General features: G+C 67.6%; 14 protein-coding genes. 6 read left to right on the top strand and 8 right to left on the bottom strand.

The window, feature by feature from the left end:
* The first annotated feature begins 445 nt into the window (after positions 1-445).
* Positions 446-2932: a DEAD/DEAH box helicase gene (locus tag OG776_RS42020; RefSeq protein WP_329326628.1), complete on the top strand. Its 2487-nt coding sequence runs from the start codon at positions 446-448 to the stop codon at positions 2930-2932.
* Positions 2933-3258: 326 nt separating this feature from the next.
* On the opposite strand, the gene OG776_RS42015 is transcribed toward OG776_RS42020, so the two are convergent.
* Positions 3259-3708 carry a nuclear transport factor 2 family protein gene (locus tag OG776_RS42015; RefSeq protein ID WP_443077150.1) on the bottom strand — a complete coding sequence of 150 codons (450 nt, stop codon included), beginning with the start codon at positions 3706-3708 and terminating at the stop codon, positions 3259-3261.
* Positions 3709-3951: 243 nt separating this feature from the next.
* Between OG776_RS42015 and OG776_RS42010 the strand changes: the two genes are divergently transcribed.
* Positions 3952-4941 (top strand): phosphotransferase family protein, encoded by a 990-nt coding sequence (locus tag OG776_RS42010; protein WP_329317954.1) that lies wholly within the window; start codon positions 3952-3954, stop codon positions 4939-4941.
* 605 nt (positions 4942-5546) lie between these two features.
* Here OG776_RS42010 and OG776_RS42005 read toward each other — a convergent pair.
* Positions 5547-6749 carry an IS110 family transposase gene (locus OG776_RS42005; RefSeq protein WP_329317956.1) on the bottom strand — a complete coding sequence of 401 codons (1203 nt, stop codon included), beginning with the start codon at positions 6747-6749 and terminating at the stop codon, positions 5547-5549.
* A gap of 403 nt (positions 6750-7152) precedes the next feature.
* The gene (locus OG776_RS42000; protein WP_329317958.1) at positions 7153-8544 is read right to left on the bottom strand and encodes a replication-relaxation family protein; all 1392 of its coding nucleotides are present in this window, start codon (positions 8542-8544) and stop codon (positions 7153-7155) included.
* Between the two features lie 670 nt (positions 8545-9214).
* Here OG776_RS42000 and OG776_RS41995 point away from each other — a divergent pair.
* The 3 genes from OG776_RS41995 to OG776_RS41985 all read left to right on the top strand — a co-directional run bounded on the left by OG776_RS41995 (position 9215) and on the right by OG776_RS41985 (position 12805).
* Positions 9215-10492, top strand: coding sequence for an MFS transporter (locus OG776_RS41995; RefSeq protein ID WP_329317960.1), 1278 nt, complete (start codon positions 9215-9217; stop codon positions 10490-10492).
* 377 nt (positions 10493-10869) lie between these two features.
* Positions 10870-12198 (top strand): HEAT repeat domain-containing protein, encoded by a 1329-nt coding sequence (locus OG776_RS41990; protein ID WP_148014803.1) that lies wholly within the window; start codon positions 10870-10872, stop codon positions 12196-12198.
* A gap of 157 nt (positions 12199-12355) precedes the next feature.
* Positions 12356-12805 carry a DUF6233 domain-containing protein gene (locus OG776_RS41985; protein ID WP_148014802.1) on the top strand — a complete coding sequence of 150 codons (450 nt, stop codon included), beginning with the start codon at positions 12356-12358 and terminating at the stop codon, positions 12803-12805.
* A 402-nt stretch (positions 12806-13207) separates the two neighbouring features.
* On the opposite strand, the gene OG776_RS41980 is transcribed toward OG776_RS41985, so the two are convergent.
* Together OG776_RS41980 and OG776_RS41975 are read right to left on the bottom strand one after the other, a co-directional pair.
* Positions 13208-13678, bottom strand: a complete 471-nt coding sequence (locus OG776_RS41980; RefSeq protein WP_148014801.1) for a hypothetical protein — start codon at positions 13676-13678, stop codon at positions 13208-13210.
* A gap of 194 nt (positions 13679-13872) precedes the next feature.
* The gene (locus OG776_RS41975; RefSeq protein ID WP_329317963.1) at positions 13873-14826 is read right to left on the bottom strand and encodes a phosphotransferase family protein; all 954 of its coding nucleotides are present in this window, start codon (positions 14824-14826) and stop codon (positions 13873-13875) included.
* 204 nt (positions 14827-15030) lie between these two features.
* Between OG776_RS41975 and OG776_RS41970 the strand changes: the two genes are divergently transcribed.
* Complete coding sequence (locus OG776_RS41970; protein ID WP_148007351.1) at positions 15031-15411, top strand: Imm32 family immunity protein; 381 nt, start codon at positions 15031-15033, stop codon at positions 15409-15411.
* Here the strand turns inward: OG776_RS41970 and OG776_RS41965 are convergent.
* From OG776_RS41965 to OG776_RS41955, 3 genes are all read right to left on the bottom strand, one after another.
* On the bottom strand, positions 15401-16300 hold the full coding sequence (locus tag OG776_RS41965) for an IS5 family transposase (protein WP_443077151.1): 900 nt from the start codon (positions 16298-16300) through the stop codon (positions 15401-15403). The genes OG776_RS41970 and OG776_RS41965 overlap by 11 nt on opposite strands.
* A gap of 268 nt (positions 16301-16568) precedes the next feature.
* The gene (locus OG776_RS41960; RefSeq protein WP_261994374.1) at positions 16569-17105 is read right to left on the bottom strand and encodes a hypothetical protein; all 537 of its coding nucleotides are present in this window, start codon (positions 17103-17105) and stop codon (positions 16569-16571) included.
* Between the two features lie 322 nt (positions 17106-17427).
* A complete protein-coding gene (locus OG776_RS41955) occupies positions 17428-17796 on the bottom strand; it encodes a DUF6193 family natural product biosynthesis protein (protein ID WP_222723766.1) in 369 nt (122 codons plus the stop codon).
* Between the last annotated feature and the right edge of the window lie 13 nt (positions 17797-17809).

Genomic DNA, 17809 nt, shown 5'->3' with positions numbered 1-17809 from the left:
CCCGCAGACACGACGCGGTGCCGCTACGCGGCACTTCCCGCGCTCCGCGCGAAGCCGGAACCCGTTCTGTCTGGCCGTATCGCTCCGCGATATGGCACGTCCGGTCCTCCCGGACCGGACTCGTACCGGCCTGCTCCGCAGTCCGGTACGGGACCTGACGGACCCTCCGGGCCCGCCAGGGAAAGACGCAGCAGTAGGGGGAGGTGGGGTGTGGCCTGTCGGTCGGAATCGGTCATCCTCGAAGGACTCCACTCGGTTCCGGCCAACTCGCGTGCGTCACTTCTCAGGCTGGCTTGGTTCTGGGATGATAGCTGAGTACCGCTCGCCCCTTGATGCCTCGATTGATGCCTCGATAGCGAAAGTCGTCATTCGGAGACTGGGTGAATTCTGGAATCAGAGGCAGTCACCATTCCGCACCTTCGAGCATTGGACTCTCGTGAATCAGATGGAATTGCGTCCACATCAGGCCGAAGCGGTCGATAATATTGCTCGCATTCTCGGAATTCCTCCCGGGGGGCGTATCCCTCCGGACGGTCTGCGAACGCAGGTAATTGCCGCCACTGGCTCCGGGAAAACCCTGATCGGCGCGGAGGCCGCGCACCGCCTTTCTGCCCGCCGTGTACTGGTGTTGGTGCCCACTCTGGACCTGCTGACGCAGATGGCCGGCGCATGGCGCCGTGCAGGTCGGTCCGGAGCGATGATCGGTGTCTGCTCGCTGCGTACCGAGGACAGCCAAGGGTTGCCGTGCACGACGGACCCGGACGAACTGGTGGCGTGGATGGCCGGGTTGGAGACGGTCACCGTGTTCGCGACGTACGCGTCCGTCGGCCTGGGCATCCTCCAGCGCGCACACGCGGCCGGCCTCCCAGTGTGGAGCCTCATGGTCGTAGACGAGGCGCACCGTACGAGTGGTGACGGTCTCAAGCCGTGGGCGGCCGTTCACGACCAGGCGCAGCTCCCGGCGGAGCGTCGGCTGTACATGACGGCCACAGCCCGGGTGTGGGAGGCGGAGGGCGAGCGGCCGCGGCTGGTGGCGTCGATGGAGGACGGTTCGCCAGTCTTCGGGCCGGTGGCGTACATGTTGACGTTGTCGGAGGCGATCAGCCGGGGCATCGTGGCGCCCTACCAGGTCCTGTGCCTGGACATCCGTGACCCTGATTTGTATGCGGCGTTGACCAGCGATGACACCGGATCGGATGCCGTGCGTGGGGCACGGCTGGCTGCTGTACAGACGGGGTTGATGCACGCGGCCGTGGAGGAGCGGTTCCGACGGGTCCTCAGCTTCCACAGCCGGGTCGGCGAGGCCGAAGCGATGGCCGCGTCGGTCCCGCTGGTCGCAGCCCGGCTCGCGGCAGAAGAGCCGGACGTGTACCCGCCCGCAGAGCAGGTGTGGGCGGACTGGCTGTATGGCGAACACACGCCCGGGCACCGCCGGAATGTGCTGGAAGAATTCGCCTCCGATTACCTCGGAGGCCCCGAATTCAAGGGCCAGAATATGCGTGCCGAGTTTCGTGTTCTGTCGTCCGTGAGGGTTCTTGGCGAAGGTGTCGATACTGCCGAGTGTGACGCCGTTCTATTTTCGGATGCTCGCGGGTCGATGGTCGATATCGTGCAGATGGTAGGGCGCGCCCTACGTCTGCATCCGGGGCGCGGGAAACTGGCCTCTCTGGTGGTGCCCGTTTTCCTCGGACCGGACGAAGATCCGAATGAATTGCTCACCTCGGATGCTTACAGCACCCTCAGCAAGGTCCTCGGAGCCCTCCGAGCGCATGACGCAGACACGATCGAGGCGCTCGCGGACCCCCGCCTGCGCAACAGCCGTCCGACACTCGAACAGGGTTCTGAGGACGCCGAGTTGGGCCCCGAGGATGGAGACCTGGACGACGTCGACGCGGAGGTGGTGCGGGTGTCGTCGCGGGCTGCGGGAGTGCTGCGGTTCACCGAGGAACGCGACCCGGCGGCCTTGACCCGGTTCGTGCAGCTGCGGGTCATCGATCCCGAGGGCGCCTACTGGCGGCGTGGGATCGAGGCCGCCACGCGGTGGCTGCGGGAGTCGGGGAGCAGCGAGTTGCGGGTGCCGTTCACGTACGTCACGCCGGAGGACTGGGGAGCGGTCGGGTCGCATCCGCTGGGGGCGTGGATCGCGGACCAGCGGCGCTACTACGCCGCGGGGACGCTGGAGGCCTCGCGGGTGGCGGAGCTGGAGAGGCTGGGCATGGTGTGGTCGGTGCACGCCTCCGCGTGGGACGCCGGCCTGGACGTCGCCCGCTCCTATGCGGCTGTGCACGGGCACTTCCTGCCCGCCGCCTCGGTGGTGTGGGAGTCGTTCCCGCTGGGGGTGTGGGCCAAGAATCAGCGTGCAGCGGCCAGGAAGGCGGTGGAGAACGCCGAACGGCGCCTCGCGGGAGAGACGGGCCTCTCGTATGCCGGAGAGTTGTCCGAGAGCCGTATGGAGGCTCTCGCGGAGGTGGATCCGGGGTGGTGCCCGGCGTGGGAGATCGGATGGCAGCGCAGCTACCGCCTCGCTCTCGCCCACGTCCGCGCCGGAGGTCAACTCCCGGGTGTGGGCGGGGAGCTGGTCGTCCAGGGCGAGGACCTCGGAGCCTGGATCGTCACGCAGCGGACCGGGTGGGAGCGCCTGATGCCCGCACAGCAGTTCCTGCTCGAATCCATCGGCATCGAAGCACCGGCCGACGACGAGACGCTCGAACCGGCCCGGCGCACCCAGGACGACCGGTGGGCCGCCAACATCGCCGCGGCTCGGGCGTTCCACGCCCGCGAGGGCCACCTGCGGGTGCCGAGGAAGACGGTAGAGGACGTCGCGGGCGAGCAGGTCAAACTCGGAGCGTTCCTCGACAACACCCGCCGCAGAGCCGCCAAGCTGAGCGAACAGCGCCGCGCGGAACTCGATGAGCTCGGCATGCGCTGGTAGAGCCTGGGACTGGTCGGTCGACGGTTGTGGCGGACTTGATGGCGCTTCCTGAAAACGGCCACCCCCTGCTCGGGGGTGACCCCACAGGCGAATTCGTCCGTCATCTGCTCACCGAGAGCAAGCGAACGCCATTTCCGGCCGCCGAGATCGAGCGGGCCTTCGGCAGAAAATCGCCGTCGGGACGTCTCGAGACGGGTGGTGTGCCGGGGGCCCGAGGCGGCGTCGCAGTTGTTCGGTGCAGCGGTAGACGAAGTCGAGCGAAACCTCAGCGGTCTGGGCAAGGCCACGGAAGAAGATGGACTGTAAGCCAGCTTGCCCCCCCGCGGTCACGACTGGTCGGGGTGGCTGAGACGCACCGTCTCTGCGCCGAATGGTAGGCGCGTGACCCGGCTGGCGAGGAGCCAAGTGTCCTCGACCTTCCGGAATGTGTCCTCATAGTGACCCACGTTCGCAGGGAGCCTCGGGGGCACCATGCCATCGGTATAGCCGTCGACCCGGTAAGTGGCGAAGTAAGAGGTGGCGGTGGCCGCCCACGCGGAATTTACCGTGACCAGGATGTTCGTAGACATACGACGCGACAGCCGGTCCACGGGCCGCGAACCGAAGTAGCTGCGGAGCGCCTCACGCCCCTCCACTCTCCGGCCGCCATGAGGCCACTCCCACACCCCGTCCGGGGTGAAGAGGTCCGCAACACTGCTCGGATCTCCCAGGTCAAGGCGGCGCACAAACTCGACGATCAGACGCCCGCAGGCCCGCTCGGCGAAGAGACGTTCCATCGAGTCAAAAGCTTCAGTTGACATCATCAATTGCTACCAGCCCTCCATGAGGCACCGCCATGGCATTTTGGCTCTTGATTCTCCCGGCCCGCGAACACGAGACACACGCACCAAGTAGGTCACCCCCGCACTCGCCGCGGCCGTCACCGACGGATCCGGGAACAGGCCGCCCAGCCTGGGGAAGCGCCGCTCGGAGGTCCAGAGCTGGTGCTACCGTCCGATCATGCTTCGGGCGGAGGGTTGATGGAGAGCATCACAAAGAACCGGCAGACCGCTGCGGCCCTTCGCACCATGGTCACCCGCGCCTACGGTCCCCACGAGGTGTGCGACGCGGACGAGGACTGGTTCAGCGAACTGAGTCACGGCTGGTTCAACGTGGCCTACCGGATCCGGCTGCGCTCCGGCACAGACGTCGTTTTGAAAATCGCGCCGCCGCCGGACGTCGAAGTCATGACCTACGAACGTGGCGCCATGGCCACCGAGCTGCAGGCACTGCGGCTGATCCGGGAGCACACCGAAGTCCCGGTGCCCACTGTGCACTTCACCGACCGGACCCACGAGGTCTGCGACGCCGACTACTTCTTCATGTCGTACGTCGACGCGGACAACCTCAACGTCATCAGCGACACCCTGGCCAAGACGGAACTCGACGCCTACGACGAGGCGCTCGGCGCGATCACGCGGCAGCTCAACGCCATCCCCGGCACCGCCTTCGGCCCGCTGGCCGGACCAGGCGAGAACACGTGGCGTGCGGCCTTCCTGCGGATGGTCGAGGAACTGCTGGACGACGGCGAGCGACGGGCCGTCGTCCTCCCCCACGGCTACCACGCCGTCCGCCACGCCGTCTCAGCACACGCCGATGCACTGGACGAGGTGACCGAGTCCCGGTTCGTCGAGTGGGATCTGTGGCCAGGCAACTGCATGGTGCGCGACGGCCGGATCGTGGCGATCCTCGACCACGAGCGGGCCTTCTACGGTGACCCACTGATGGAGTTCGGCTTCGCCGGGAGCGAACCGGGCGCGTTCGGAGACTCCACAGCCTTCCTCAGGGGTTACGGCCACCAGCCGCTGACCCACACACAGCTGACCCGCCGGCGGCTGTACAACCTCCACCTCGCCCTGATCCAGATCATCGAGACCGAGTACCGGGCCCACACCGGCACAGAGCAGTACGACTGGGCATGCAAACGACTGCGAGAAGCCATGTCACTGCTCGCCACGCCGGCACGCTGACGGCCCGGTCCGTACCCGACGCGGCCAAACCTCAGTGCCCCATCCCCCCCGGTCCCGGGGCGGCGTCACGTCGGAAGCGACTCGTGAACAGACAGGACGGACGGGACTGCCAGGCCCACTCGGGTGCGGGGACACCGTGCGCGGCCTGCTCGGGGGGGCTGAGGCCGCGCACGGCGAGGGGTGCCGTGTGCAGTGCAGGACCGGCACCCAGCAGCATCGTGACACGGTCCGCAGAGCGTGCTGTGTTCGACGGGGCGACTGAATGACGGCCGGTTTCGGCGGCTCTGATGGTCGTGGAGGGGGATTATCCCTCCCGGCCGTGACTCTATGATCCATTCCCCCGTTGGCACAGCAGCGCCTGACCACCTCCCCACGAATGGCGCACCAACCGGGTCCCGGTGCCGGAACCCACCCCGCGGCCCGGCTCACGAGCTTCAAGCGGCCTGGAGGCCGTGCGCAGCCCTCCAGAGCGGACGACGACGGGCTGCGCACGGCCAGAATGATTATGTCCTGGCGGCCGGCGAGGGGTTCGGCCACCGCATCGCCCGGACGGCAAGGGACGCCGTGCGCAGCCGCCGGCGGGGGGGGTGCCTCTATGTCTTTGGTCAAGCGAGGCGTGGGGTTCTGGGTTCGTAGAAGGTGCCGTCGCGGAGCATGGCGAAGAGCACGTTGATGCGTTGTCGGGCGAGCCGGAGGAGGGCTTGCGTGTGGGTCTTTCCTCTGGTGCGGCATTTGTCGTAGTAGGTGCGGGAGGCGGGATCGTGCAGAGCGGCGAACGCGGACAGGAACATCGCGCGTTTGAGCTGCCGGTTGCCGCCTCTGGGCGCGTGTTCGCCGTGGATCGAGGTCCCCGACGACTTTGTTGTCGGGGCGAGGCCGGCGTAGGAGGCCAGATGGGCGGCGGTGGGGAAGCTGGTTCCGTCGCCGACGGTGACCAGCAATGCAGCGGCGGTCCTGACGCCGACGCCGGGCAGCGACGTCAGGACCTTGGAAAGAGGGTGATCCTCCAGCAGGGCTGTGATCTGGGCTTGTGCCGCCCGTCTTTGTTCGTGAACGGCGCCGAGCGAGCGGGCCAGGGATGGGATCACGATGTCGAGGGTGCCGGTGCCCGGGACCACGACGGTCTGCTCGTCGAGTGCGTCGAAGACGTCGTCGATCAGGCGTGTCGCCATGCGCGGGGCCTTGGGCCGGATCACTTCAACAAGCTTGCGTCGCCCAGCTTTCCGCAGGGCCGCCGGAGATCCGTAGCGTTCCAGCAGCCAGGTCACGGCGCTGTGGTCCAGGCGTGGGCCGAGGACCCGCTCGAGGCTGGGGTGGAACTGGGTGAGCAGGCCGCGGATCCTGTTGGATGTGCGGGTGGCCTCGGCGGCGAGGTCCTGGTCGAAGCCGACGAGCACGGTCAGCTCGGCTGTGATCTCGTCGGTGAGTTCCAGCGAGCGCAGGGTGTGCGGCATGGTGCGGGCCGCGTCCGCAATCACCGCGGCGTCCTTCGCGTCGGTTTTCGCCTCGCCGGGGTAGAGGTCGGCGATCCGCCGCATGGCCAGGCCGGGCAGATAGGCGACCTTGCAGCCGGTGTCCCGGGCGACCGTCAGCGGGAGGGCGCCGATGGAGGCGGGCTGGTCGACGATCACCAGGACGGTGCCGAACTTGGTCTTCAGCTTCTCGAAGACGTCCCGCAGCTTCGGTTCGGTGTTGGGCAGCTGCTTGTCGAAGACCTTCTTGCCGGCCGGGGTGAGCCCGTGCCCGTGGTGGGTGGTCTTGCCGACGTCCAAACCGAGGAAGACGTCTGTCTCGTCGCTGTCGTTCAAGCCGTCCTCCCGAACGGATGTCGTGTGTGCTGGCCGGGGCGTTGGCGTCGTGCGCGCATCCACGTTATGCAGACCTGCCGCCCGCGAACTGCCCGGCATTGCGCCGGACCGGACGGTGGCCGGACCTCTGATCAGCGTCTCCAACGGCGCCTCTCGGGCCCGGTGGCACCACCCCCCAGGTCATCGGTTCGACAGGGGGGAACAGCCATGCCGGGCCCGGAGGCCAGCGGCCCTCTTGCAGGACCGCGGAAAACATAACGGGGGGGGGCGAAACGACTGCGCACGGCAGATGACGCCCCCCGGGTAGTGGGGCTCCTGGATCATCGTTGTACAGGCCGCAGGGGCTTTGTGTGTGAGTGTGCTGCTCAACGGCCGTCTGCCGGCGGCCAGTTCAAGGCCCCCTTTACAGCCCGGTCGGGGGCTGGGGTGGGGTGTCCTTGTCGGGGCGGCCGAAGAGGGCTTTGAACAGCCCCATCGGGGGTTGTATGGCTGCATCGACGTCGCGACAGGATGCGCAGTTACGGCCGTCCGGCGGCGAGGCGGAAGGATCGTCAATGCCCAGCCCCCCGAGCGGGCCGCCGCAGGTCTGGCAGGGCGGGGTCGCGGGTTCGGGCTGTTCGGGCACGCGCGGCCCGTCCCAACCTTCGTTGGCAGCCGGCCGCCGCTCCTCTCGCTCCCTCGCTTCCCGGGCTTGCCGGGCTTTGTGGCGTTCCCTTTCACGGCGGCGCCAGGCGCGGACGTCGCGGGGGTTGTCGAGGGCGTCGGTGAGGGTTTCCCAGCTGCGGTGTCCGCAGCGCCACCACACCGCGGCTTGTGGGCCGGAGTCCTGGAGGCGGGTCAGGGTGGTGAACAGGACCGGGATGGCATCTTTGTAGTCGACGTAGCCGTCCGGCTCCTCACCGCCGTATCCGCCGCGCCTCTCATACTTGCCCGACCAGTGGTCGCGGGTCAGCTCCAAGACCCGGTTCATCCGGTTCTTGAGCGCTTGCTCTCCCAGCCTGGTGCCGGGGTCGAAGACCACCGCGATCGGCGGATACCCGTCGCGGCCGGTCGGCGGGTAGAAGCTCTCCCACAACGGCACGTGCTGGCCCCCGTGGGACACGGCGACGGAGTGGTCCTTCACCTGTACACGGAAGAACTCGCGGTAGCGGGCGAACTTGGCCGCCAGGACGTCGTCGGCCTCCGTGCACCGGTCCACCTCCACCAGCAGCGCGGGCAGGCCGTCCTCCGCAGCCCGCAGGACGGCGTCCGTGCGCACCGAGGCGCGGGTCCGGCTCGCGCCGGGCATGGGGTGCACGACCTCCGTCGCCCACGACGTCACCGACCCGAACCCCGCCGGAACCGGCGACGCGGCCGCCGTGCCGGATCCCGCGAGTGTCCCGGGGGTTGGGGTGGTGCGCAGGATTGGGCGGGTGGGGACGGGCTGGGTGCCGGTGAGGGCGATGACGGTTTCATTGACGGCCATCGCGTGCGGGGCCCCCGAGCGGGCCGCTCCGCGTGCGGTGCCGCCCATGTCCGCAGCAGGACGTCCGAGAGTCTCGGCTGCGGCGGTCAGGCCGAGGGTGGTCAGGCCCCACAGCTTCTGCCCGTCCCGGGCGTAGCCGTCCGACTGCGTCAGCCCGTGCTTGGCGAGATCGAGGCAGGCGTTGCGCACGCCCTTGCTGTCCTTGTGGCCGGGACAGGTCAGCCGGCGGATCTGATCCGCGCTCGCCACCTTCAGCACACCCAGCGCCGCGAGCACGTGCCCGCGCACCAAGCTGGTCGACCCGTACGGATACGTCAGCGAACCACCCACACCCCACACCCCTCCCCGCCCCCGTCTCACCGCCCACGGCGCCGACAGGCGCCACGGACCGGCCGCGCCAGGCCGGGCCGGATATGGACGGATGCGCGCAAACCCGATCGACTCAACGCCGCATCCACCCTGCCACCTGCCGCTGACATCAATCACAAGGCGGGTGGACAGGAGGATGAGGAGAGAGGGTTGTCGGGACCCACGGTCGGGCCCGGTCAAAGAGGCTGACCTGCACGAATGACTGTGAGGCTACTGCGCCTGCCGGTAGGGGAGTTGGCAGGGGGATCGGTAGGGAAGACGGCAGGGGGAACGGTCGACGCCCTACCGGATCACACCAGCAGCCACACCACCCCGACCACGACCTGCCGGCGGTGCGCGCGACCGATGCGCAGAGCGCACTCGCAGCACCGATGATCACCGGCACGCCCGTGCCCGCCGGGGCGCCACCAGGTACCCGTACAGACCTCACGCCCGCACCCGGGCAACAGCGCGGCGGCGACCCACGGTTGCCTGCCTGCCGGGTCGTACGGCTATCTCGAAAACCGGATTGCAGTCCGGCCCGCGCTCTGGCTACGGTTCGCACATGTCTGTTACGCCTCGTGTTTCTTAGCTCGGACACCAGCTTCGACGTCACCCGTGTGTCCACGAGCTGTTACGGAGCGTAACTGAATTGAATACTCTTCGCGATCCCGGCCTGTTCCGGAATCGGGACTTCTCGCTGCTACTGAGCGGCCAGTTGGTCTCTGCTGTCGGCGACCAGGCTCACTTCATGGCCTTGCCGCTGATCGTGCTGGCCCTTACCGGGTCGGCCACTCAAGCCGGGTACGTACTCGGCCTGGGCACCCTTTCCTTCCTGCTGTTCGGCCTGATTGCCGGCGCCCTGGTCGACCGGTGGGACCGTAAGGCCACCATGATCTGGTGTGAGGTTGGCCGGGCCGTACTCACCGCCGGCGTCGCCGTCGCACTCTGGCTGAACAGGCTCACCCTGCCCCAGCTGTATGCGACAGCGCTGCTTGCCGGGGTCCTGACCACTCTCTTCCAGGTGGCGAACACAGCCGCGCTGCCCAACGTGGTTGGTCCTCGACAGCTGTCCGCTGCGCTCGGCTACTCGCAGTCCGCCGCCGGCGCGGTGGGCATCTTCGGGGCCCCACTCGCCGGCGCGCTCTACGCCGTCGGCCGGACTGTGCCATTCACCCTCAACGCGGTCTCCTTCGCGGTGTCAGCGGCCTCGCTGCGCCTGATGCGCGCTCGATTCCAAGTGGACCGACAGGACGTTCGGACAACATCGCCTCTAACCACCGAGATCCGAGAAGGCATCGGCTGGCTCTGGCGCCAGCCGGTCATCCGCTTCCTCACTCTCGTCTCGGCCGCTGACAAAGTGCGCTACGGCGCCGGCTACCTGTTGATCATCACCCTCGCCCGGCAGGCGGGAGCCTCGCCACTGTGGATCGGCCTCATCTTCAGCGGCGCGGCCGTTGGCGCCATGGCGGGGGCGCTGGTCTCGGACAGGGTCACGCGCCGCTTTCCGCTGGGCCGCATCGCCGTGGTGATGCTGTGGCTGGAGGCACTGATGTTCCCGCTGTACGCTCTCGCGCCCAACCCGCTGACACTGGCAGCGGTCGCAGCCGCGGAGTCGTTGGTGGCTCCGGTCTATGCCGTGGCCATGACCACCCACCAACTGGCCATCACCCCCGATGAGCTGCGCGGCCGGGCAACGAGCGCAGTCTCCACGCTCACCACGGGAGCCTTGTCGATCGGCACGCTCGCAGGCGGCGCGCTGATCACCACGCTGGGTTCCAAGCCGCTTGTCTGGGTCTGCGGCGGATGGCTTCTCATCCTGGCCCTCCTCACCACTGCCAACCGTGCAGTGCGGCAGGCGCCACCAGCGGGCGCACTTCCACAGCGGCAGGCCACCGACACGGCCGAGACCGCCGATACGCCTGGCTGATGCCCACAGTGCGGCCACCGTTGATCGTCAGCAGGCGAAAGGACACTGACGGCTCAACGGTGGCCGCCGGCCGTACCCCTGCCTGCTCCTGGAAACCGTGGAGCCGGGAGAGCAGGTACGCGAGCGCGCCTGGAAAATGACCGAGGTCGCAGCGCTGCTACGGGACCTGCGAGTTCCTTCTCCCACGGCGGACGAACGTTCAGCAGTACGGCCCCAACCCGGGGGCGCGACAAACACATGATCCCGGCCGCCGGAACCACGCTCACCGTCCTTTGACGGGCGATCTTGACTGATTGACAGGTGAGTTTGACCGCTGGGTTCAAGGAGACAGCTCGCCTGCGGGATCGGTGTCAGCGGTCCCTGCGAGCATACGGATCATGAAGCGATCCGACGATCTCCTGGCAGGGCTGGACGACATCGACTGGGCAGCCCTGGGACATGCCTACGGCAGCGCCGAGGACGTGCCCGGCCAGCTCCGGACGGTGTGCGGGCCGGACCAGGAGGCCCGGGAGAGCGCCATCCGCAGCCTGTTCAGCAACATCTTCCACCAGGGCACCCGATACTCGGCCTCTCCGTACGCCGTGCCGTTCCTCACCCGAATCGCTGCCGCGGGCCCGGCAGGCGCCCGGGCCGACGCGCTGCTGCTGCTGACCCGTCTGGCCGTTGACTGGCACGACGAGTACGACCTCCCGCTCGGCATCGACACCGTCGCGTGGCGCGCCGCAGCCATCAGCCCCGAAGACAATCTGCGCTGGTACGACGGGCAGATCGCCGCCGAGACCGACGAGAAGCGGCTGAAGAACCTGCGCGAGGGACGGGCGTACTGTGCGGCGGGGCACCCCGTCGACGCCCGCGAGGGCGCACTGCGCTCCTATGATGCGGTCCGCGCCCAGCTTCCCGTCCTGCTCGAACTGCTCGGCAACCGGGACCCGGAAATCCGCACCAAGACCGCGTACCTCCTCGGCTGGTTCCCCGAGGAGGCCGACGCCACGCTGCTCCCATTGCTGGCCTGCCTCGACGGCGAGCGGGACCCCGTCTGCGTCGCCACGGTCCTCATCGCGGTCGGGCTGATCGCCGACCACGACCCGCACGGCCGACTCCGGCACCACCTCGACCACGAGCACCCCTTGCCGCGCTGGGCCGCCGCCACCGCCCTGACCCGTTTGCTGGCCGCACACCCGGCCACCGCGCCCGGCCTGCCGCCGGCGGAGCGCATCGCCGCCGAGCTGGCGGCCTTCGGCGCCGGGCCGGCCCCCGAGACCCCTACCGCCCACCACGCGGGCGACCTGCACAGCTACACCGTCCGCAGTCTGCTGCACCTGATGGGCGCCGCCGAGGACCCGGACGGGGTCCTCCTGGAGATCGTCCGCGCCCTGCCCCGTATCGAGGAGACCGGAGTCGTGCCCCGCCCGCTGGCCGTCCGCGTCGAGAACCTGCTGGAAGCCTTGTTCGACCCCGCGGACACCGTACCGGTGTTCGCCGAGCTCTCCCCAGGACGCCGGGAGTTGCTGAGGGTCCTGGCCGAGCTGCTGACCGCCGCGGACTTCCAGCCCGTGCCGTTCGGCTCAGACCTCCACGAGCGGTTCACCCAGTACGGCCTCCCCGGTACCCGCCCCGCCCTACGCGCCTACGTCGGACTGTCCACCGAAGGTGAAGACCCAAGCGCTCCCCTCCCCGATCCCTGGGCACCGTTCCGCAACCACTGATCCCACCACCCCTCACCAAGCACCGGCCGCTCGCCGAGACTGGGCGACAGGAACCCAGCAGCGGTCAAACGCACCTGTCAAAGGGACGAGATCACCTGTCAGAGGTCAGCGGATCCTGGCAGGCACCCACACCGACCACACGAATATAATCGAACGCATGTCCGAGCTGCCGCCTGATCCCGCCCGCCTCCGCGCGATCCTCGCCCACCTCGACAAGCAGCTCGCCGACACCGACACCATCCGCACCTACCTGCATCTGCAGCGCGAGGAAGTACAGCGCGCCCTCCACGCCGCCGCGCAGCCGGCCCGCCCACCGCGGCCGCAGCGGCAGGCACGGCCGACCCTGGCACCCGCGCCATTCCCCAGCCTCACCGAACGGCACCCCAACGGCCCCACCGGGACGGGAGACGGCTACATGCTGGAGATCAAACGCCACCCCAAAGACCCCGAGCCCGCCATCCTCCACATCGACAGCTGCACCCGGGCCACCCGGAAAACATCACCGATCACCCCAGACGAGTTCCGCGTCGCACTCCGCGACACCGAATACGTCCAGACCTGCAGCTACTGCCGGCCGGAAGACAAGCCCGACGACGCTACCGGCTGAACTTCTGCGCAGCCGTTGCGCAAACGCAGACACGCAGCGGACCAGCCACTGCGCAACCCACCTCCCGGCCCGCCCGACCACGCAACAGGCCAGCGCCGCCGGACCCGACCACAGACCCGACCCATGACCCGACCACGGCAGGTCACAGCCCTGCACTGTGCTGCGCACCGCGTGCGCACTCAGCCCGGCGAAGCGAAGCGCAACGACCGGACAGGGACAGCGCGACCGCACCGGTGTGGCCTGTGGTGAGGCCACACCACAGGCCACACCACAGAAGTAAAGACACCTCCGTGCCCCGCGGCGGACACGACCAGCTCCGAGCAGATGGGCCGGGCCCCGTACGGAGAAGGTGCTCCGTACGGGGCCCGGCCCCTCCTGATGGTTCGCGATGCAGGGGCGAGGTCAGCCGACGTGGTACACGGTGACCGTCACCGACCCGTCCGGACCGGGGATCGTGTACGCGCCGGGACCGTGGAACGGCTCGCAGCCCTGAGCGAGGACGTCATCGACGTTGATGCCCGTGTCGTCCTCACCGACGAAGGCACACACCTCGTTGATCAGGTGGTCGGCGAACCGCTGGGTGACCCCGGCCTCCGGATAGCGCGGCACGGTAGGAGTGTTGATGTCCAGGTCCGGATGCTCCCACAGGGCACTCTGCCGCAGGACGCCATCCGTCACATAGACCCGCCCGTAGGGTTCCGGCAGGTTGTTGTTGTCCTTCTCCTGCGGGTTGGAGAACTCGATCGAGTAGGTGACGAGCCCTCCGGGATACACGGCCTGAGCGGCAGGCTGCGCCTGAGCCGACCCGGCACCCGCCATGCCGGCCAGCAACACGGCCGCCGACACGAGGGCCGCCATCCGGCCCGTGGACATAAAACGCATCCCCGATCCCTTCTCGCTAAAAGTAGTCAAATGACTACGCTGTGAAGGTAGATCGAAGGAGATAGCCCCTCGGCATATGCATCCGGTAAACCACTCAGCCGTATGGACCGGAAGCTCTCCACCCACCCCGAACACGCGGGGGCGCCCACCCCTCCCAAAGCCGACCACAGCCCGACCACCGCAGGTCACGACGGTGCACAGCCCTGCGCAAGGCGGTGGTTGAGGATGGCGAGGCCAGCTGCCGCGGCGCGGTGCTGATAGGCGCGCAGTCCCGGGGTGCCGGGGGGCGCGGGTTTGCGGGCGTTGCGGTGCCAGTGGCCGGTGAGCGCGGCGAGGAATGCGGTGGTGGTGTCGGGATTGCTGGCGGTGGCGGGGTGGTCGCGGAGCAGGCGGGCGACGTCTTCGGGTGTGTGGCCGGCGAGGACGAGTTGTGGGGCGAGGGATGCGGCGTCGATGCAGGCGGGGCCGGTGGTGGCGTGTGCCCAGTCCACGAAGGTGACGCCGCGGTGGTGGTCGCGGACCATGTTGTCGGCGCGCAGGTCGCCGTGGACGATGCGGTCGCCGTGGGCGAGGGCAGGCCAGGCGGCCTCGAGTTCGGCGAGTTGCGGCAGGCGGTCCCGGGCGGAGGGGGCCAGGTCGGCCGGCGGATCGGAGAGCAGTTCGTTCCAGCCGTGCAGAGCGGCCGCTGTGGAGGGGGCTGTGCTCACCGCCGCGGCGTAGGGGGCCGAGGCGGGGCTGGAGGTGAGTTTATCCAGCAGAGCCCAGGTGTGGTCAGCGTCGCCGGAGGCCGGAGAAAGATCGGGGTGCGGGCCGTCCAGGTGCGCAATGACCACAGCCGTCCAACCATCGGCATGGTGGATGCCGAGCAGGTCCGGGGCGGGAGCGCCGGAGGGCAGCGCGTCCAGCACGGCGGCCTCGTGGACGTTGGCGGCGGTCAAGGGGTCGTCGTCAGGGGCCGCTTTGACGAAAGCCCTCCGGCCGCCGGCCAGGGTGAGCGCGGCAGCGAGTTGGTGGCCAAAGCCACCGGCGGGAGTGGCCGTGTCGGTGACGGGCGCACCCAGGGCGTCTTCGAGACAGGTACGCAGGGCGCTGGGGACGTCGGTCCATTGCAGACGGCCGCTAATGGGCGGTACAGGCATCGGGGCAACTCTCAGAGGTCCGGGAAACGGGTGGCGGGGTGATGGGGGTGCGCGCCGAGCCGGACCGCGAGTCGGGCTGAGGAGGAAGGTTCCTCAGACCGCGTTTGAGATCTGCCACAGAGCCGCAGATCCGACCGCGGCGGAAGTGCCAGCGGGGCGATCCCTCTTGGTAATCGCTACGATCGGCGGGTTGGAGGGGATGTGATGTTGCAGGTTCTGTACAGCGGGGAAACGAAAGAGCTTGAGCTCTCTGGGACGCGTCAAGGCCTCCTGGCGTTCGGGCAGCTGCTGCGGGGGCAGGCCGGAAGCTTTGACCTCTCGGAGAACCCGTGCCCCTCTCCCTACGAGAGGTCGCTGTCGGAGATCGCGTTTCGGGAGGATCCGGAGCGGGCCACCGTTTCGATCGTCACGGAAGCCCAGGTCCTGAGGATCGAGGGAGGGCGGGAAGCTCTCGACCTCCTCGCCGACAACCTTGCGGGCTTCGCCTCGGAGGCGGGTGCAAGCGATCATTGCCACGTCGACTCCCCGACATACGACTACGTCGCGCCAGAGTCGGACCCGCTGGTGATCGCGTTCATGAAGTGAGCCACGAGCCTTCGGCTGCACCGTGGTTGAGCCTGTGGGCCTCAGTGCGGGAGAGCGATCGTGGGCCTGGTCGGGTTGCCGGTCGGCCTCGGGTAAGGCGGCGGACCATGACGCCGATCATGGCCCATCGAATCATCGTCTCGGAGTGGGCCGGGCTGGTCTCGTAGTCCCGGGCGAGGCGCCGGTGGGCGGTAAGCCACGCGAAGGTGCGCTCTACCGCCCACCGCTTGGGCTGGACCTGGAAACCGCGCTGGTCAGGGGCCTTGCGGACGATCTCCAGATCGCGGCCGAGGATCTGTGCGCCCCACTCGACCAAGCGGCCGGCGAAGCCCTGGTCGGCCCAGATCTTCCGGACACCGGGATGGTCGAGCCTGGTCCACAGCAACGGCCGCTTCGCGCCATCGCGGTCCTGGACGCTCGCCGCGACGACATGGACGGCCAACAGCAGTCCGAGGGTGTCGGTGACGATGAACCGCTTGCGGCCCTTCACCTTCTTGCCCGCGTCGAATCCCCTGGTCGCAGCGGGGACGGTGTCGGCGGTGCGGATGGACTGCGAGTCGATCAGGCCTGCGCTCGGCTCCGCGTCACGGCCGTCGGCCTCGCGGACCTGACCGCGCAGGGCGTTATGGATTCGCTCCACGGTGCCGTCGTCGTGCCACCACGTGAAGTACCAGTACACCGTCGGCCACGGAGCGAAGTCCTTCGGCAACTGCCGCCAGGCACACCCCGTCCGCACCACGTAGAAGATCGCATCCATGATCCGCCGCCGCGGATGCTTCTCCCGCCGACCACCCTTCGGACCCACCCGCGCTGACGGCAGCAACGGCTCCACCAGCGCCCACTGCTCATCCGTCAAGTCCGACGGATACCCACCCCCAACACCGCTCACAGAGGATTCAACGACCGCCTTGGCAACGGGAGACGGCAGATCTCAAACACGGTCTCAGTACTCCAGCTCGACGCCGGGTGCTCGTCGCCGCATCACGCGCATTCGCCTGTGTCCTCTGAATCAGAAGTGCAAAGGGGCGCCCCTCCACTGTAGTGGTGGTGCAAAATCACGCGCTGTTGATTGGGGGCAGGTGGCGCAGGAGGGACGGTCCGATGCTGGCTAGCTCCAGTGCTCGTCGGTAGCAGTGGTCCCACGAGAGTGGTCGGTATCAGACATAAAGGAAGCTCTGCTCGTCGCCTACGCGTCTGATTCCCATACTTTCAATTGACTTTTCGCTGGTTTTACGCCGATCGAAGTCTTGAATTCCTGCCAGCCCGTCGGACGGTAGCAAGCCTTGCTTGTCGATGATCAGACGGTGGAGGGAGGTTCCGATCAAGGACGCAGCGTCATTGACGGCGGCGAGGACAAACAGGTTGTCACGCGGATCGTCAAGATGCCCCTCCGCCAGGCCAACGGCAACGAGCCCACGCCCGAGAGCCTCTACCGACCTGGTACGAACAGCTATCGATGCCATGCGCTGTCCGTAGGCGCTAAACACTGCCGCAACGTGACCGTTCACATCATCGATCGTCGTCCGCCTGATCGACTCAGGGCTGTCCATGTACGCACAAAGCGAAGCTTCAACCTGATTGTCTAGTTCATGCGGAATTCTGACTCTCAGGTACCCGTTAAAGCGCCTGTCTCCGAGGCCCGAAAAGCCTACGGCCACGGAGCCTGGTTTTTCATCATCATGCTGGCGGGACAAGGTAGTCCCCTTTCCACCGGTATCCGGCTTGGATAAGTTGCTGGACTTCCCGGGCGAAGACGGAAGGTTCCTGGCGCCCGACGTTCCAATAGCTTCCCCTCGTGGGCGTGCATCACCCGACGCGGGCTAGAGCTCGCAGCGTCAGACATCGAACGATTCCTCTCTGGGAGAGATACGGACTCTGTCTCAATGAGCTGCAGGTATGGATTCACCCCTCTACACACTATATTTCCAGTCTGTTTTCCGGTCGGATGGTAGGGATTACTCCTGCGATCCTCGATGATACGGCAGCGCCAGAAAGCGAGCACCGCACAAATAAAATTCAACCCTTCGGCGACTGCCGAGCCTTGATAAGATCAGCCGCAAACTCAACCGCCTCTTCAGGATCGCTTGTCAGAAAGAGGTACTCGTCTCCGCGATAAGGCCAGGCGAGAACGCGATACTCACCCGATGCCGCAGAAACAGCGGGAAGCTCGTCCTTGATTTCAGTAATCAAGTCTGCATCTGAAACAGTCAGCGACCACATGGAAATGGACGGGTAGAGGGCGCGAAACGTCGCGTTGCGAAATGCAGTCGAAAGCAGTTCCCACATTTCACGTGTAGCCCGACCGTTGGCCGCATGCGGCGGCCTGTACTCGTCAAGGATTACACGCCACTCCTGTTCTCGAGTTCTCGGGGGTAGCTGATCCATCCTTATTGCCCTT

The sequence above is a fragment of the Streptomyces sp. NBC_01689 genome (assembly GCF_036250675.1).
Lineage (GTDB): Bacteria > Actinomycetota > Actinomycetes > Streptomycetales > Streptomycetaceae > Streptomyces.
This window is presented reverse-complemented; position numbering and strand designations above follow the sequence as displayed.

Excerpts from the sequence above, each read along its gene's own strand:
- OG776_RS42020 (WP_329326628.1), top strand. The coding sequence starts at position 446 with ATGGAATTGCGTCCACATCAGGCCGAAGCGGTCGATAATATTGCTCGC.
- OG776_RS42015 (WP_443077150.1), bottom strand. The coding sequence starts at position 3,708 with ATGGAACGTCTCTTCGCCGAGCGGGCCTGCGGGCGTCTGATCGTCGAG.
- OG776_RS42010 (WP_329317954.1), top strand. The coding sequence starts at position 3,952 with ATGGAGAGCATCACAAAGAACCGGCAGACCGCTGCGGCCCTTCGCACC.
- OG776_RS41990 (WP_148014803.1), top strand. The coding sequence starts at position 10,870 with ATGAAGCGATCCGACGATCTCCTGGCAGGGCTGGACGACATCGACTGG.
- OG776_RS41985 (WP_148014802.1), top strand. The coding sequence starts at position 12,356 with ATGTCCGAGCTGCCGCCTGATCCCGCCCGCCTCCGCGCGATCCTCGCC.
- OG776_RS41980 (WP_148014801.1), bottom strand. The coding sequence starts at position 13,678 with ATGTCCACGGGCCGGATGGCGGCCCTCGTGTCGGCGGCCGTGTTGCTG.
- OG776_RS41975 (WP_329317963.1), bottom strand. The coding sequence starts at position 14,826 with ATGCCTGTACCGCCCATTAGCGGCCGTCTGCAATGGACCGACGTCCCC.
- OG776_RS41970 (WP_148007351.1), top strand. The coding sequence starts at position 15,031 with ATGTTGCAGGTTCTGTACAGCGGGGAAACGAAAGAGCTTGAGCTCTCT.
- OG776_RS41955 (WP_222723766.1), bottom strand. The coding sequence starts at position 17,796 with ATGGATCAGCTACCCCCGAGAACTCGAGAACAGGAGTGGCGTGTAATC.